Origin of the sequence: Dialister sp., from assembly GCF_036343215.1 — a bacterium.
Taxonomy (GTDB): Bacteria; Bacillota; Negativicutes; order Veillonellales; family Dialisteraceae; genus Dialister.
Map to the genome: position 1 here is coordinate 12,457 of NZ_JAZASU010000004.1, position 15,434 is coordinate 27,890.

The window sequence follows — 15,434 nt, forward strand, 5'->3', positions numbered from 1 at the left end:
AAAATGCCCCGGGGGCATGCCTGTCAGTCAGGACGGGCCCTGTCCATTCCTGTCAGCCGTTCTCCGCCTGACGCGTAGTTTTAAAAGTGGATATGACATCTGGATTGTCCCTGGTCATGCCATGGATGCAGATGCCAACAGCAAACTTCCAACATGTTACTGATCAGCATCGCTGCTGCGATTCACCATAAAATGCAGCGGCAGCCCTGCGCAGGAGATCAACGGATTCCTTCGGCGGAAGCCGGAAAAGAGCCGAATCATGCAGAGCTTCTATCCGATAAAGTCTTCATCTGGATCAATTCTTCAGGTGCTCACAGCCCTATTTCTTCCGAAGAAACGCTCATGAAGCAGGGCCCATACCCCGGGGCAATCCCATCATGAGTTGTTGAAAAACGCATCTGGTTCGTTTTGATTCTGCGGATGAACGCTTTTATCAGATCCAAAAAGACCGTACAGAATGATTTTCATTCCGTACGGTCTTTTTACGACAGTGATCAGGTCACCGATACTGAACAATTTGCTCTTAAAGTCATTTATGATTTTCCGGTTCTTTCATCTTTTCAGGCATACCGAATCAATCCACCGGAAGAGCTCTTCCAGGTCGTAATCTCCCCCGTGGCCCACGTCCCAGGGAGAGAAGAAATCCACTTTATACCCCGCATTCCGAAGTTTCAATGCCAGCACGGCAGGGACGGCAATGGTGGTATCCGTATCTTTCTCTCCGTGGCGGATGCGCCAATATTTCGCAGTATCCACACCTTTTTCCCCGATATAATTCAGAGGATTCATCATGCGGATGATATCTTTGTCCGCCATGCCCGGTTTCCTGGCGGTATTGTGATGGGAGGAAAAGCCGGTGAAATGGAGTTTGTCTTTCTTTGCCGTGCCGAATTCCTGATTTTCCGCCGAGGACAGATCGAAGGCGTCAAAGGCAGGGGTCCCCTTGAGGCGGCCCACGGTTTCTGCATATTTCTCAAGATCCACGTCATAGACGTTCCCATAGCGCACTTTGAGCCAGGTGAGGTCATTCAGCTTTTTACCCGCATACACCGCTTTCTGGGCAGAAGCTTCGTAGAGACCTGCGATATAATCGGCAAAGGGTCCCGTGCCGTCTTCATCGAGATAGAGCCAGCGCCCTTTTTCATCTTCCAGCGCCAGGTCATTGACGTAACGGATATACATCTTTTTCAGTTCTTCCGCTGCCCTGATTTCTTTGTCCGTGAGAGTTTTCACCTCTCCTGCCGGCGGCGCATTGTCCGGAAGGGTCTGGGACGGTTTTTCTCCGTTTTCCGCTGGAGCCCCTCCGGGAGATTTGTCTCCCGCGGGAGCGGCGGGCATTTTCCTGTTTCTCTGATTATAGGTATGGACGTGGCTGAACATCCACTCATAGGCCATATCCGCATGGTCCAGGTCCGTGATGGGGCAGTATACGGAGGAGCCATAAATATCGTCCCTTTCATCCGCGGCGCCTAAAGCTTTGAGGTAAGGTTCGTAATCTTTCGCATTGCCCGTGGCGCCGATCAGGGAAGAAAGAGCTCCGCCGGACGAAGTGCCGTTGGAAATTATTTTTTCCGTGTCTCCGGGAAGGATGCCTTTATTGTGGCGAAGATAGCGGACCGCCGCCTTCATATCCACGATACAGGCAGGAGCCTTTCCCGTATATTTCCCCTTTGCATCCTGATTCGTCCGCCCCCGGGCACCCGGAGCAGCCACTACATAGCCATGGTCCAGGGCAGAGAGAATCGCATTGGGCCCGCCGGTCATCCGGTCATTTTCCAGAGGCGTCCCCGCCTTCCCGGGCATGTAGCCTCCCACCGTATTGGGAAGGAAAATGGGCGCCGTTTCTGCCGTATAGCCATGAATCGTTTCCCCCTGGAAATACCCTTCGGGGACGTAAATATTCATGGTCTGGTACTCTTTGTCTACCGGTTTGGCCACATAGAGAAGGTTCCTATAGGCACGGAACGTCACGTCCCGGCCTTCCACCTTCATGGTCATGGTTTCATAATTGTCGGCAGAAAGGTCCAGCGGCGAGGCGGCTTTGATTTCCTGAAAAAGGGGCGGCACTTCTCCCCCTTTTGCCGAAACATTCCAGGGCAGGAGGAGAGCCGATGCCGCAAGAAGAGCCAGCCCGTATTTCCTTACCATTCTCATAAATGCTCCCTTTCTAAAACAAGAATCATCTATCTGTAAAGTATCATGAGAAATATGTTTTTGCAAGCAAAAAGCCCGGCTCTTTCGAGCCGGGCTTTTCGTTCCCAAGTCGTTAAAAAGGTAACACGAAGAAAACAGACTGTTTCCTGTCTCAAAGAATTTCCATCTGATTGCTGAAGATCTTCATTTCGGTACCGATTCGGGAAAAACTCATCGCTCCCCGTCCCGCATTCCATGGTTGCGCGCTGCGGGACCCTGCGGGGAACGATTTATTTCTCTCTATAGATATAGTAGAAAAAAATTGCGTTTTGTATCATTAATTTTTCATTAAGTCTACAAAATTCTCTGCCATCAAGGAGGATTCAATCTTCTCCCGCATGACGGATGCCGGTGTATTTGTGGATTTCTTCACTCGTCGTAATGAGGTCTTTTACGGAAAGGTCATGGATATCATGATGGCCTGTGACTCTGGCAAAAGAGGCCAGTTCGGAGAAAGCCACCTTGAAATAGTTGGCCACTCTCTGTGCCCCGATATCCACATGGAGACGCTTCCGGAGTTCCGGATCCTGGGTAGCAATGCCTACGGGGCAATGACCACTCCCGCAAATCCGATACTGCTGGCAGCCCAGGGCCATTAAAGCTCCCGTAGCGACTGCAATGGCATCAGCTCCCATGGCAATGGCTTTGGCAAAATCTGCGCTCGTCCGAAGTCCCCCGGTAATGACGAGGCTCACGTCGGAATGCTGTTCATCCAGATATTTCCTTGCCCGGGCAAGGGCATAAATGGTGGGAACCGTGGTCGCTTCACGGAGCAGGAAGGGGCTCGAGCCCGTAGCGCCGCCCCGTCCATCGATGGTGATGAAATCAGGCTTTGCAAAGAGGGCAAATTTCAGATCCTTTTCAATGTGCCCTGCCGCCAGCTTGATGCCGATCGGCCGTCCCTCGGAAATTGTCCGCAGTCTGGCAACGAACGCTTTCAGGTCTTCTTTCGTTTTTATTTCCTTGAACTTACTGGGGCTCTGGATATCCTCGCCCACCTTCTTGCCACGAATTTCCGCGATTTCCGGAGTGACCTTTTCTCCCGGAAGATGGCCGCCCATGCCGGGCTTCGTGCCCTGACCGATCTTGATCTCGATGGCGTCCGCTTCTTTCAGGTTCTTTTCCGTCACGGAGTACATATTCGGGATGATTTCAAAGATATACTTGTAGGCTGCCGCCTTTTCTTCCGGAAGGATGCCCCCTTCGCCGCTGCACATGGCCGTCTTTGCCAAAGCCGTCCCCTTTGACAAAGCCTCTTTGGCTTCCTTCGAAAGGGCGCCGAAAGACATGTGGGACACATAAACCGGTCCGTCAAGAATCATGGGCTTTGCCGCATGTTTGCCGATCACCGTTTTCAGGTTCACTTCTTCATCATCAAAAAGAGGCGCCGGATTCAGCTGCCCCCCCAGGAGAAGAATATCTTCCCATTTCGGAAGGGGAAGACGGGTGCTCATGCAGGCATGAAGAGTCTTTCCGGTGACCGCCATTTCATGGATTTCCCACATGGCACGGACCTTCGGGTCCTCCCTGGCCGTTTCAGGATCATAGGCAAGAGAAATTTCTTCTTTTGCCGGAGTCTCCGGAGCTGCCGGAGCCCGTCCTGCATCCTCAGATTCCTCAATCTTCACGAAATTGCTCACGTCTTCCCGGCACTTCGGGCAGAACTTCAGCTCGGAAATGGGCTTTCCTTCCTTTTCTTCATCATAAATATAACCACATATCCTGCACTTGTACCTGGCCATAATGGACCTCCTTTATAAAAATTGTTTCAGCCCTTCCCCAAGGCGCCTGAAACAGGATTTCCAATCGATGAAAGACAAACTCTTACTTTAATTATAACGGCAAAGAATTTTTTAATCAATAAAACGAATACATGGAAATGTTCATCGTCCGGGGCCTTTTCAGGCAAAGCAAAAGAGCCCATCCTTTCGAATGAGCTCTCATTGTGGCGGAGAGAGGGGGATTCGAACCCCCGTGACGGTATTCGCCGTCAACATAATTTCCAGGTACACCTGTTAACGTCCAACAAATATTTTTCTGTCAAGGTGTCGCAAAATACCCGATTTTATCGTATATTCTGTCACTTCGAATGTTTACGGATATTTCTTTATGCTGACATCTTTCCCATCAAAGCTGATGATGTCCCCTTCAGGAAGCGTAACCATTCTATTGCCGACATGGTCAGGATCGTCCATGCTGAAAAGGATGGATTCCCCAAAACCATGTCCTCCTGTTTCCTGTGCCGTCAGTGTTACAGGTTCTTCTGATTTCATTGGCCTTTATTTCACGCAGAAAAGACTTCTTCGTTGTTCACTCGCCCTCGTGATTCTACTTTTACAGCTTATAGCTCATACAATTGTATGAAAAGAAGAAGATGAAAAGGACACCGAAAATATAGAGCCAGATACCGATGTTGTGCGTACCACCCTTTTCCCTTTCCAGCCATCTGCTGAGACTGTATACCCCCAGACCAGGGACAAAAGCTCCTGGACCAGCCCAAAATGATTTCAGCACCACGACCAGTCAGGTTATAAAAAGCAAACTGCCCAGGCAGCTGATGAGATATGAAATCTGAAATCACAGCTGCCATGGGCAATCACCTTCTTTATACCAATTCTTTTTTTATTGCTGTGTCCTTATCCCATGACTTTCCCTATCCAGCCGCAGATGGTTTTGGCCAGGACTAATCTGGCCGTATCCATCCCGTGGTTAGAAGGCAACAGCACATAGTCATGTATGGCTTTAGTACCTGCGGTCTGCAAGGCCTTCCAGAAAGGATCCAGGATGACGGCAGGCGGTGTAACAGGGTCCTTAGTACCACCTATCAGCAGCAGATTGTGGTCCTTGAAATAAGGAGCGGAACCGGCAAATCTCCATTCTTCCTGGTGACTGATGCTATCCTGCCATAATTCTTCAAAATCCTTTACGTGGAGCACTGTGGCGAACTCCTTGAATTCCTGCTTCAGCAGAGGCTCGGTTTCATCTCCGTGCAATACCGTATGGTCCAGGGGACAGTAGGCAATGACCCCGCGGATAAAGGGGCGTTTTCTGGCCGCATTGATAACAGTAGAGCCGCCGGCGGAGTGACCAGCTAAAAAGATAGCATCCGGATCAATGCCATATTTTTCCACCCCTGTAGTCCGGGCCCAGTCTGTGGCTGCCAGGCAGTCTTCCAAACAATGGGAGAAGGTATAGTCCCCATCACTGCCCCAGGCGCCCCGGTGATACAGCCGGATTACCACACAGCCTATGCGACGCAGGCATTGGGCCAGATCATCAAAGTTGTTGGTGCCAGGAATCCCATGGCACATGATTACGGCAGGATGAGGAGCCTCATAGATACCACTGGGCAGATAGAGTTCTCCCAGCATCCGGTCTCCGTTTACAGGAAGTATGAAATCCAGGGAATCCGGGAGAGGAGCGTCTCCATAGTCCGGTTCCTGAAGAACGTAATTCGCATTAAGTATCATTATATAATTCGCCCTTTCCACTCAAATTTTTCTTATACCAGTCTTTACCGTGGAAGATACGGGTAATCAACATAGAGACAACCGTATCACCACAGGAGTTCAACAGAGTGCAGCCTGGGTCGAACAGTTCGATAACCATCAGCAGGATGGGGAAGGCACTTTCTGGCAGGTGGAACACGGACAAAATCATGGTTTCGCCGGCAGCACCGCCACCAGGAACAGAAGATGTAGCTACGGAGGAAGCCACACCGATGAAGATAACCAGCAAATAATCAAAGCCCATCAAAGGACGACCGAAGATCGTGGTTGCCAGAACCTGGGCATAAACCATGGCGATGCAGGCACCATCCATGTGGCAGGTAGCCCCCATGGAGACAACTACGGAAGAGATATCCCGAGGTATACCCAGCTTATCACAGGCTTCCATCTGCAGAGGAATGGTAGCTGCAGAAGAACGGGTACCCAGTGCAGTCAGAGCCGGTGCCAGGATAACTTTGAAATAATTCCGGATGCCCCAGGTACCGGCAGCCAGATAAGCATAGAAGCCAAGGAATACGAAAAAATATACGATTACAACGCCGTAGAACACCAGCATAGCGCTGCCATAAGTCTTCAGCAAGTCAACGCCATAAGTGCCGGTCAGGTCGGCGAAATAAGCACCTAAGCCGATAGGAGCGGCCTTCATGAGGACGGCTACCATCTTATAGCAGACGAGGGTCATAGCATTCATCCATTCTACGACAGGCTTTGCCGGTTCACCGACGAGGGTAACACAGAGTCCGAAGAAGATACTCAGGATGATTAAAGGAAGCACGTGAAACCGCGAAATCAGAAGGGGCATATCCCCTACGGTCAGGGTATCTACAATCTGCTGACCAATGGGAACGGGCTTGGCAGCCTGAGCTGTTTCAGGTGCAGCAAAGGAAGAAGGCACACCAGTGAATTGCGTGACAATAAGAATCAGCACACCGGAAATAATTGCCGTCAGAATGAAGATAATAAGGGTATAGCCAAGCATCTTCCCTACTTTGCCCGTATCCTTCGTATTAGCGATAGAACCGGCAATGGAGAAGAAAATCAAAGGTACGATGAGACAGAATAATAAGTTCAGGAAAATCTGACCGACAGGCTTCAGGAAAGAAGCCTTGTCCCCCATGGTGAGACCGATGATAGCGCCCGCTATACAGAAAGCAATCAAGATAAGAGGGCCTCGATAGTTAGACAGCGTAGATCGTTTTGACGATGATTCAGTAGACATAAAAACTCCCCCTTAAAAACATAATATATATTAAATTATATTCCTTTAACGGAGAAAAGGGAAGAGTATATAAAAGACAGTGTAGAGTACATTGCGGGGCTTCGCAAACCTGGAAGAAATTTTTCCTGACCAGACAGGATAAAAAGCAAACTGCCCGGGCAGCCAATGAAATTGGTAATTTATACAGTCTCCACAATGATCACCTCCTTTCTTTTAAGCAGTTTTACTATCATGTTGTTACTTGTAGGAAAGAAATTGATCATTGAATACCCGGTTATCCTTTTGGATTCATACCCGGAAGTAGTTTTCCGGCAAATCAGTTATGACGAAAAATTAAACAAATCCTCATTATTTACAGTTTTTACAACTTTCCGAAAAATTTCAAATCATTGTCAAAATGTTGTCAGTAACCAGAATTTTTGTGGATGTCACAATCAAAAGAGGCAAAGCAAAAGAGCCCATTCTTTCGAATGAGCTCTCATTGTGGCGGAGAGAGGGGGATTCGAACCCCCGTGACGGTATTCGCCGTCAACATGATTTCCAATCATGCACCTTAAACCGCTCGGACATCTCTCCATGCTGCTTATCCCTAGCCTTGTGACCAGCGACTTATTTGATTACGTCAGTGGTTGACTGACTTGATTAGTATAACAAGCGGGGCGGAATATGTCAAGGGATTTTTTTGAAATATTTTTATAGAAGTAATCAATGGGTGAGCATGCCGAATCATAGGAAATGATTCTTTTTATTAATAAGATTGGCTGGCGGCAAGCCAGCCACATCCTTCCCGATTCCCCCGATCACCCCGACAGCCCCGACACTCCCGAAACAAAAGTAAAGATACCCTGCAGTAATCCCTTCGAATCAGAAGTTTTTTCACTCCTTCAATACAGCACCTCCACCAGCGTCAGTCCCTGGGGAGGAGCCGTGAAGCCGGCTTTTGACCGGTCTCTGGCGGCAAGGATGGAGGAAATATCGGTATCCCTTTTCTTTCCTTCCCCGATTTCCACCAGGGTTCCCGTGATGATGCGAAGCATATTCTGCAGGAATCCGTCTCCCCGATAGTCGATCCGGAGTTCTCCATCCCTCTCAGTAATTTCAATGGTGGTAATGGTGCGGACTGCTGATTTCTTCAAATGCTTATTTCCACAGAAAGAAGTGAAATCATGGGTGCCGATGAGAAAGCCCGCTGCCACGCGCATGGCGATGATATTGAGATTCTCTCCCAGCTGCCACACATAGCGGCGTTCAAAGACGTTTTTCTCTGAGGAAATACGGATGCGATAACGGTAATGTTTCTCCTTCGCCGAGAACCGGCTGTGAAACCGTTCTTCCTTTTCCTCCATATGGGAAATGGAAATATCGTCCGGAAGGGCGCGGTTCAGTTTGTCCTGAAGCTCAGAGAGCGGCATGCTTTTTGCCATATGAACGTTGGCATACTGCCCCAGGGCATGGACTCCCGCATCCGTCCGCCCCGCCCCGATGACCTGCACCTTTTCTCCCGTCACCTTTTCAAAAGCGCTTTCCATCTTCCCCTGAATCGTCTCCCCCGTCCGTACCTGCCGCTGCCAGCCCTCATACCGAGCGCCGTCATAAGAAACGATGAAACCATAATTGATCATGCCTGTCACCTCGTAAATCTGATTTTTCTTCATTATAGCATGAAATGAGCCGTTAGCCGTCAGCAGTTAGCCGTTAGACGATAATCAGCCGTTTACGCTAATCCCATTTCTTCATTGAAACTGTACATTGGGGTTAATGGTTAATCGGCCGGACGGCTGTCATCTCATTTCTTCGTTGAGACTGTACATAGGGGTTAATGGTTAGCCGGCCCGACGGCTGTCATCCCATTTCTTCGTTGAGACTGTACATAGGGGTTAATGGATAATCGGCCGGACGGCTGTCATCCCAATTTCGTCATGGAAGCTGTACATTGGGGTTAATGGTTAACCGGCCCGACGGCTGTCATCTCATTTCTTCGTTGAGACTGTACATAGGGGTTAATGGTTAACCGGCTAACGGCTAATGGCTAACGGCTAACGGCTAATGGCTAACGGCTAACGGCTAATGGCTAACGGCTTTCTGCCTGGCTCAGGCAAAACCGGTGGGAAAGCAGTCTGTCTCCCCGCCTGTGCAAATCCCCCATATATACTCATGCCGCATCAGCGGCATACCTTCCCGCACCCCGCACCCCGCTCCCCGCACCCCGATATAAAGTTCATGAGGATTAAAGTTATTCATACCATGTTCCGCTTGACCCCATATATACTCCTCGCTGCATCAGCAGCGACACCTTCCCGACAGCACCGACATTCCCGAAACAATTCCCGAGACTCCCGATTCAAAAGCTTCAAAACCTTAAGCTGCCTTTTCTGAGAGCAGTTTCCAAATCTAATTCCCATAAAAACTCATGCCGCATCAGCGGCGCACCTTCCCGCTCCCCGCACCCCGTTATAAAGTGCATGAAGATGAAGTTATTCATGCCATGTTCCGCTTACCCCTATAAGAAAATGCGCCCGCAGGGCGCCACCTTCACGGACCACGGACCACGGAGCACGCCCCACGAATTACTCAATGTCTGATTCCCCGCCTGTGTACAGTCCCCATATATACTCCTCGCTGCATCAGCAGCGACACCTTCCCGTTAGCCCCGACACCCCGATAGCCCCGACACCCCCGATTCAAAAGTATTTCTTCCTTCCGCTTCCTTTCACTTTCAGCCAATCAAAAAATTAAATCCTTCGACTCCCGGTCTATTTATGGTATAATATAGAAAGGTATCAACCGAAATCGAATATGACGGGAATTTCCCGGGAAAGTGAGAATCCTATGAAAAAGTTTGTTATTGCCCTTGGCATGGCTGCTGCCATTGCTGCAGGCACCCTGTCTGTTTCCGCTGAAAATTTCTGGAAATACAGCGACACCATCACCATCGATATGGATGAAACAAAGGTGAAGCAGACCACCAATGGTCATGAAATCCTGAGTTTCGTAGCCGTAGAAGCCATCGAAGGCGGCACCTGCACCTATACTTACGCCTATGACCGTACCGCAGGTACCATTACTGTCGTAGAAATGGAAAAGGAAACGAAATCCCTCCACTATACTTCCAACTTCACCCCGGCCTCCATTAACTCCCGCAACCCGGTCATCCGCCAGCGTGCCAAGATGGCTGAAGACGTTTATCAGCGGAAAGTGAACAAGAAGAAATAATGGCTCTCCAGAAACCGGAGTCCCCGGAAGAAGTTTCCGGGGACCTTCTTCATTTCATCGCCCGATCTCCGTCCACCTTCCATGCCGTGCGGGGCATGAAAGCGGCTCTCCTTTATGCGGGATTTCGGGAAATCCGGGAAGAAGATGAATGGCATATCGAAAAGGGCGGGAAATATGTGGTCACGAGGAATGGCTCTGCCCTCATCGCCTTTTCCGTGCCCGAAGAGGGCGGGGAAAATTTTCATGTAGTGGCAGCCCACTGTGATTCCCCCACCTTCAAGATCAAAGAAAACCCGGAAATCAAAGCCGGTGCCTATACGAAACTGAATGTGGAAGCCTATGGCGGCATGATCATGTCCACCTGGCTGGACCGTCCCCTTTCCGTGGCAGGAAGGCTCATTGTCCGCGAGAATGGTCATCTGGCAGAAAAACTGGTGGCCATCGATGGGACCATGCTCGTCATTCCATCGGTAGCCATCCATATGGACCGGAATGTGAACCACAAAAAAGACTGGAATGTGCAGACCGATCTCCTTCCCCTCTATGGACTTTCTTCCGGAAAGACTCCTTTCATGGATGTCATTGCAGCCTCTGCAAAGGTGAAATCCGAAGATATCCTGGCCCATGACCTCTATTTATACAGCCGTGTGCCCGGGACCATCTGGGGTGAAGAAAGGGAATTTATTTCCTCTCCGAAACTGGATGACCTCCAGTGCGCCTTTGCCGCTTTCCGCGGATACACCATGGGCAAAAAGGAAAAGACCATTGCCGTCTATGCCCTTTTTGACAATGAAGAAGTGGGCAGTGAAACCGCCCGGGGCGCCGGTTCTCCCTTCCTTGCGACCGTCCTCACCCGTCTCTCCCTGTCCTTAGGAAATACGTACGATCAGACCATGGCCATGATGGCCCGGTCCTTTATGATTTCCGCAGACAATGCCCACAGCATTCACCCGAACCATCCGGAATATGCGGACCCGGTCAATCAGCCCGTCATCAATGGAGGCATCGTCATAAAATACTCCGCCCGCCAGAGCTATGCCACCGATGCCTTCTCGGCAGCTTATTTCAAAGACCTCTGCGGGAAATTCGATATTCCCACACAGATTTTTACGAACCGCAGCGATAACCCCGGCGGTTCCACCCTTGGAAATATTTCCAGTACGAAAGTTTCCATGCCTACCGTGGATATCGGCCTCCCCATGCTGGCCATGCACTCTTCCTGGGAAACAGCCGGCGTAAAGGATACGGAAAATCTGGTCCATGTCATTTGTGAATTTTTCGCCTGACATGACGTTCCTTGCAAGTAGAAATACTTGACGTTAAAAGTTATCAGTTCATAGTGATCAGTTCTCAGTGAAGGTGGCCCGCCTCAAATCAGAAGCGGGCCAATTTTTATATGAAATTTTATTTTTTGTAATGCAGCTATACCACATGAGCAGCCATACAACTGATAACTGCTAACTTTTAAAAATGGTATAATGTACTCAAACTTATCCTTTCGTTTTTTAAAGAGGTCACAACTATGAAACTACGAATCGGACTGATCCAGATGCAGGTGGAAATGGGAAACCGGGCGGCCAATTTCGCCCATGCGAAGGAACTTCTTGAAAAGGCCATGGAAAAAAAGCCGGATATCCTTGTGCTGCCGGAAACCTGGAATACGGGATTCTTCCCGAAAGACCGGCTTTTAGAACTTTCTGATGAAGAGGGAAAGGAAACAAAAGCCCTCCTTTCTTCCCTTTCCGGGAAATATGGAGTCAATATTGTCGGTGGGACGACGGCCGTTCGAATCGGAAAAGATGTATACAACAGAAGTTTTGTATTTGACCGGAAGGGAGACCTTGTTTCCTCTTTCGATAAAATGCATGGTTTCTCCCTTTCCGGAGAACCGGACTACTTCCGGATGGGAGACCATCTGGCCCACTTTGAGCTGGACGGCATCCCCTGCTCCATGGCCGTGTGCTACGATATCCGTTTTCCCGAACTCATCCGCCGGGAAGCTCTCATGGGCGTAGATCTTTTCTTCGTGCCCGCAGCCTGGCCGAAAATCCGGAATGCCCACTGGGTGGGGCTCAACCGGGCCAGGGCCATTGAAAATCAGTTTTACCTTGCCGCCGTCAACGAAGGCGGTAAATCGGGAGGCCTGGATTACGCGGGCGAATCTCTCCTTCTGGACCCCTGGGGAGAGGATATCTGCCATCTGGGCACGGAAGAGGAAATTGCTTTCGGCCGCATGGATACAGATGTCATTCAGGAAGTGCGGACAAAAATCAATGTATTCCGTGACCGCCGGCCGGAATGGGATATCGTAGAATAGCTGTTATTTTCAAATAATGCAATACAAAAAGAGCCGTGAAAATGATTTCATTTCCACAGCTCTTTTTATTTCCATCAGAAGTGATAATTGAGCCCGATACCGATACCGCCTTCGTTATCGATATCATCCCTGTCATAATAGGTGTAATTCACATCCAGATCAAAGGACGTGGGAACGATATCCAGCTGAAGGCCTGCCTTGTACTGTCTTTCTTCCTCGGAAACGAGGAGGCCTGCGTACGCATCGAGGGGTCCCAAGACTTTTGCCCTTCCTTCCACCAGGCCGAATACTTTCGCATCCCGGTCATAGTAATTTCTCGAACCGGCGCCGACATAGATATTTCCGATTTTATACTTCGCATACACATCGGTTTCATCGCCCCGGTGGTTCCAGTGACGATATTCCGCGCCGATGGCCAGTTTCGGAATCGGTTTGATTTCCAGATGGCCGCCATGAATGCCGTCAGCTGCCGTATTGTAACTGTAGCCTGCATCGATATCCATAATCCCGCCAATGGCAAATGCGCTTCCCGCACCCGAGAGTGCCAGGACTGCCGCTAAAACTAAAATCTTCTTCATAAGGACTCCTCCTTTCTGTAATTCTCTCTTGATTATTATATACCCGATTTCAGGAAAACGGATAGAAAAATTATAAAATTTCTATAAATAACGGTTAGAGAAGTTTGACACATATCGTGATTCGTTGTTCATTCTCCGTTGTTCGTGGTCCGTGGTCCGTAGTCCGTGAAGGATATAGCTATTTTGCGAACCAATCTTATATGGTGTCCGCTTCATGAATGGATGCGGCCTCCTTCACTGACCACTTATCACTAACCACGGTTTTATTCGTTCTTCGTAAAGATGCGTTAAAGAGGCAGGGCAGAATTATGGATTCTTCACAGGTGCATTATTAATTTTTAAGAGGGACTACAGTTATGGGAAAACAAAGGTACTTTTTCTTATCAGCATAATCGATCAGGTATTTCCGAAGGCAGAAATTGAGCACGAATGGGTAGAAGGAGTAAGTAAATGAAATTTATTTCTTATATTTTCCCATTGCTTTTAACAGCTTCGGATCTTCCCAGGAACGATAAACAGGATTATTCATCAATGAAATTTCCCCGGAACGTTCCAACACGCTTATCGCAAAATCATCCACAATTTCAAGATCCCGACCTTTACAGGTACTTATATCAACTTTAGCAAAAATATATCCCAAAAAGTCATACGGATTTGGAATAAATTGATCCGTACCACAATAATAGATAAACAACTGACAAAAATTAATTACATCTTCCTTTAATGTACACTTTTTTCTTAAAAACTCATTCCAGGTTTCAAAAATATCAGCCCAGGCATAACCTTCTATAACTTTTTCGGCACAATCAAGATGATCCGTATGATCTTCAGAATCAAAATTTTCGTCATTAAAATCATTATTAAACAAATAATCCGTATATTTTTCCAGTTCAGCTTCCTTTTCCTTATTCATTTTCATTTCTCCGTCTCTTTTTGAACAGAATTTGCGGTAATTTGCCAAATGCCTCATCAGCCACAGCCATAGATTGGGAATTTGGTTTATAATGTCCGCTTCGATTATCATATGAGTATATTTTACCCCCGTGAATAGATAATATTCCAGCCATTTTTACAACAGGATCTTTCCCTCCAATCAAAGTAGGATGGGGTGTAGGTAATCCATTTTCACCATTTCCATTTCGTTTCCCTACAATGATATTTCCATTTTTATCAATTACATAAGTCAAATGTTGCTCATTAAAATTTTTAGAGACAATGTAATTTCCCTTGATCATCTCGTTTAGATTTCTTGCTGTAGGATTCTTATCATAATGACCATCGTGAAATGTTTTATTTCTAACATCAAAGTCATGCATATGTTTTTCTACATGATACTCAGCGGCAAATGGTTGTGAAGAGCCGCTTGTTCCGCTGTAAGCTCCGCTGCTACCGCTTCCCATATTTCCCTCCATCCATATGTCTGATTTTGATCCAGTTATCATAATGATAAAACCGGGTGACATTACGATAATCTCCAAAAATACTATCCGGCATCGTTCCATAAACAAGAACAATTTCTGGTTCAAGAGTCTTTAGCATCTCTTCCAACCCACATTTAAAATTGTATTTTTCCAATTTGCTTTTAAGTTGTCCATATGTTCCAATAGAAACTATGCTATGTTTCACTATTCCCAGAAATGCCACTTGTTCCTTCAAGATACATTTGGTATAAGTTCTTTCATCTCCCCATCGAACTTGCGGAATGACATAACAACCTTTTTTCTGTAAATAGCTTCCAATGATACGGTTTCGATAAATATTAATCAGGTTGTTCATAAACGGTGCATCATAATACAAAGAGCAATCCGGAGTAATCACCGCAGTAAATTTCAACAATTCATCGACATAGTTCTGTGGATTCCTAATCAAATCAGCAAACATGATATCTTCTTCATAAAAGCCAATCGCCACTCTTTCCCTGCCAGCCTTTTTTCTTTCAGAAAAAGGAACAATAATGTCCGGAATGATAAAATGACTTGGCCTTTCAACAATTGGAAATTCCAAAATTCCATCAAATCTGGACCCTGCAAACAGTTCCGGATTACATCCATCATCAAGACTGAGTTTACGTCTGCGCATATTTTCACTTCCTTTGATAAATAAAAATAAGCCGCAATGACATGAATCACAGTTACAGCAGGAATTGCTGTTTTTCTGCGGTCTAGCACGTCAATGCGGCTTATCTGCAAGTAAGACATAAGAAGTCTTTTTATTCCATATATTATTGTTTACCTATAGTGATTACGATGTCCTTACCTCCTTTTGCAACACATTTCTTTAGCACCTGAATCGGCCACTTTAAAGAATTTTTAGTTTTAATGATGAAACAATGCTTTCCGATAGGACATTTGCGGTCACAATAAAATATTTCCATCTTCTTTTCCTCCTTTCCCTATCTCTATCTC

General features: G+C 47.6%; 14 protein-coding genes and 1 tRNA gene. 4 read left to right on the forward strand and 11 right to left on the reverse strand.

The window, feature by feature from the left end; translation table 11 throughout:
- Positions 1-153 precede the first annotated feature (153 nt).
- A complete protein-coding gene (locus tag VZT47_RS02470; protein WP_330223400.1) occupies positions 154-381 on the forward strand; it encodes a hypothetical protein in 228 nt (75 codons plus the stop codon).
- A gap of 171 nt (positions 382-552) precedes the next feature.
- Here VZT47_RS02470 and VZT47_RS02475 read toward each other — a convergent pair whose 3' ends face one another.
- The 7 genes from VZT47_RS02475 to truA form a co-directional block, all read right to left on the reverse strand.
- The gene (locus tag VZT47_RS02475; protein ID WP_330223401.1) at positions 553-2,154 is read right to left on the reverse strand and encodes a subtype B tannase; all 1,602 of its coding nucleotides are present in this window, start codon (positions 2,152-2,154) and stop codon (positions 553-555) included.
- 362 nt (positions 2,155-2,516) lie between these two features.
- Positions 2,517-3,935: a glutamate synthase-related protein gene (locus VZT47_RS02480; protein WP_330223402.1), complete on the reverse strand. Its 1,419-nt coding sequence runs from the start codon at positions 3,933-3,935 to the stop codon at positions 2,517-2,519.
- Positions 3,936-4,286: 351 nt separating this feature from the next.
- Positions 4,287-4,466, reverse strand: a complete 180-nt coding sequence (locus tag VZT47_RS02485) for a hypothetical protein (RefSeq protein ID WP_330223403.1) — start codon at positions 4,464-4,466, stop codon at positions 4,287-4,289.
- Between the two features lie 363 nt (positions 4,467-4,829).
- On the reverse strand, positions 4,830-5,663 hold the full coding sequence (locus tag VZT47_RS02490; protein WP_330223404.1) for an alpha/beta hydrolase family protein: 834 nt from the start codon (positions 5,661-5,663) through the stop codon (positions 4,830-4,832).
- Positions 5,653-6,921 carry a dicarboxylate/amino acid:cation symporter gene (locus VZT47_RS02495; protein WP_330223405.1) on the reverse strand — a complete coding sequence of 423 codons (1,269 nt, stop codon included), beginning with the start codon at positions 6,919-6,921 and terminating at the stop codon, positions 5,653-5,655. Before VZT47_RS02495 ends, VZT47_RS02490 begins: the two co-directional genes overlap by 11 nt.
- A 484-nt stretch (positions 6,922-7,405) precedes the next feature.
- Positions 7,406-7,497, reverse strand: a tRNA-Ser gene (locus VZT47_RS02500).
- 308 nt (positions 7,498-7,805) lie between these two features.
- Positions 7,806-8,543 (reverse strand): tRNA pseudouridine(38-40) synthase TruA, encoded by a 738-nt coding sequence (gene truA / locus VZT47_RS02505; RefSeq protein ID WP_330223406.1) that lies wholly within the window; start codon positions 8,541-8,543, stop codon positions 7,806-7,808.
- A 1,207-nt stretch (positions 8,544-9,750) separates the two neighbouring features.
- Here truA and VZT47_RS02510 point away from each other — a divergent pair.
- From VZT47_RS02510 to VZT47_RS02520, 3 genes are all read left to right on the forward strand, one after another.
- Positions 9,751-10,134, forward strand: a complete 384-nt coding sequence (locus VZT47_RS02510) for a hypothetical protein (protein ID WP_330223407.1) — start codon at positions 9,751-9,753, stop codon at positions 10,132-10,134.
- Positions 10,134-11,420 (forward strand): M18 family aminopeptidase, encoded by a 1,287-nt coding sequence (locus VZT47_RS02515; protein WP_330223408.1) that lies wholly within the window; start codon positions 10,134-10,136, stop codon positions 11,418-11,420. Before VZT47_RS02510 ends, VZT47_RS02515 begins: the two co-directional genes overlap by 1 nt.
- A 236-nt stretch (positions 11,421-11,656) precedes the next feature.
- Positions 11,657-12,451, forward strand: coding sequence for a carbon-nitrogen family hydrolase (locus tag VZT47_RS02520; protein ID WP_330223409.1), 795 nt, complete (start codon positions 11,657-11,659; stop codon positions 12,449-12,451).
- A 74-nt stretch (positions 12,452-12,525) separates the two neighbouring features.
- Here VZT47_RS02520 and VZT47_RS02525 read toward each other — a convergent pair whose 3' ends face one another.
- The 4 genes from VZT47_RS02525 to VZT47_RS02540 all read right to left on the reverse strand — a co-directional run bounded on the left by VZT47_RS02525 (position 12,526) and on the right by VZT47_RS02540 (position 15,108).
- On the reverse strand, positions 12,526-13,029 hold the full coding sequence (locus tag VZT47_RS02525; protein ID WP_330223410.1) for a transporter: 504 nt from the start codon (positions 13,027-13,029) through the stop codon (positions 12,526-12,528).
- Between the two features lie 457 nt (positions 13,030-13,486).
- Positions 13,487-13,942, reverse strand: coding sequence for a hypothetical protein (locus tag VZT47_RS02530; RefSeq protein ID WP_330223411.1), 456 nt, complete (start codon positions 13,940-13,942; stop codon positions 13,487-13,489).
- Positions 13,935-14,429 (reverse strand): hypothetical protein, encoded by a 495-nt coding sequence (locus VZT47_RS02535; protein WP_330223412.1) that lies wholly within the window; start codon positions 14,427-14,429, stop codon positions 13,935-13,937. Before VZT47_RS02535 ends, VZT47_RS02530 begins: the two co-directional genes overlap by 8 nt.
- Entirely contained in the window at positions 14,416-15,108 is a 693-nt protein-coding gene (locus tag VZT47_RS02540; protein WP_330223413.1) for a DUF4417 domain-containing protein, read from the reverse strand. Before VZT47_RS02540 ends, VZT47_RS02535 begins: the two co-directional genes overlap by 14 nt.
- Positions 15,109-15,434 lie beyond the last annotated feature (326 nt).

Coding starts and splice junctions, on each gene's coding strand:
- VZT47_RS02470 (WP_330223400.1), top strand. CDS start 154: ATGTTACTGATCAGCATCGCTGCTGCGATTCACCATAAAATGCAGCGG.
- VZT47_RS02475 (WP_330223401.1), bottom strand. CDS start 2,154: ATGAGAATGGTAAGGAAATACGGGCTGGCTCTTCTTGCGGCATCGGCT.
- VZT47_RS02480 (WP_330223402.1), bottom strand. CDS start 3,935: ATGGCCAGGTACAAGTGCAGGATATGTGGTTATATTTATGATGAAGAA.
- VZT47_RS02485 (WP_330223403.1), bottom strand. CDS start 4,466: ATGAAATCAGAAGAACCTGTAACACTGACGGCACAGGAAACAGGAGGA.
- VZT47_RS02490 (WP_330223404.1), bottom strand. CDS start 5,663: ATGATACTTAATGCGAATTACGTTCTTCAGGAACCGGACTATGGAGAC.
- VZT47_RS02495 (WP_330223405.1), bottom strand. CDS start 6,921: ATGTCTACTGAATCATCGTCAAAACGATCTACGCTGTCTAACTATCGA.
- truA (WP_330223406.1), bottom strand. CDS start 8,543: ATGATCAATTATGGTTTCATCGTTTCTTATGACGGCGCTCGGTATGAG.
- VZT47_RS02510 (WP_330223407.1), top strand. CDS start 9,751: ATGAAAAAGTTTGTTATTGCCCTTGGCATGGCTGCTGCCATTGCTGCA.
- VZT47_RS02515 (WP_330223408.1), top strand. CDS start 10,134: ATGGCTCTCCAGAAACCGGAGTCCCCGGAAGAAGTTTCCGGGGACCTT.
- VZT47_RS02520 (WP_330223409.1), top strand. CDS start 11,657: ATGAAACTACGAATCGGACTGATCCAGATGCAGGTGGAAATGGGAAAC.
- VZT47_RS02525 (WP_330223410.1), bottom strand. CDS start 13,029: ATGAAGAAGATTTTAGTTTTAGCGGCAGTCCTGGCACTCTCGGGTGCG.
- VZT47_RS02530 (WP_330223411.1), bottom strand. CDS start 13,942: ATGAATAAGGAAAAGGAAGCTGAACTGGAAAAATATACGGATTATTTG.
- VZT47_RS02535 (WP_330223412.1), bottom strand. CDS start 14,429: ATGGGAAGCGGTAGCAGCGGAGCTTACAGCGGAACAAGCGGCTCTTCA.
- VZT47_RS02540 (WP_330223413.1), bottom strand. CDS start 15,108: ATGCGCAGACGTAAACTCAGTCTTGATGATGGATGTAATCCGGAACTG.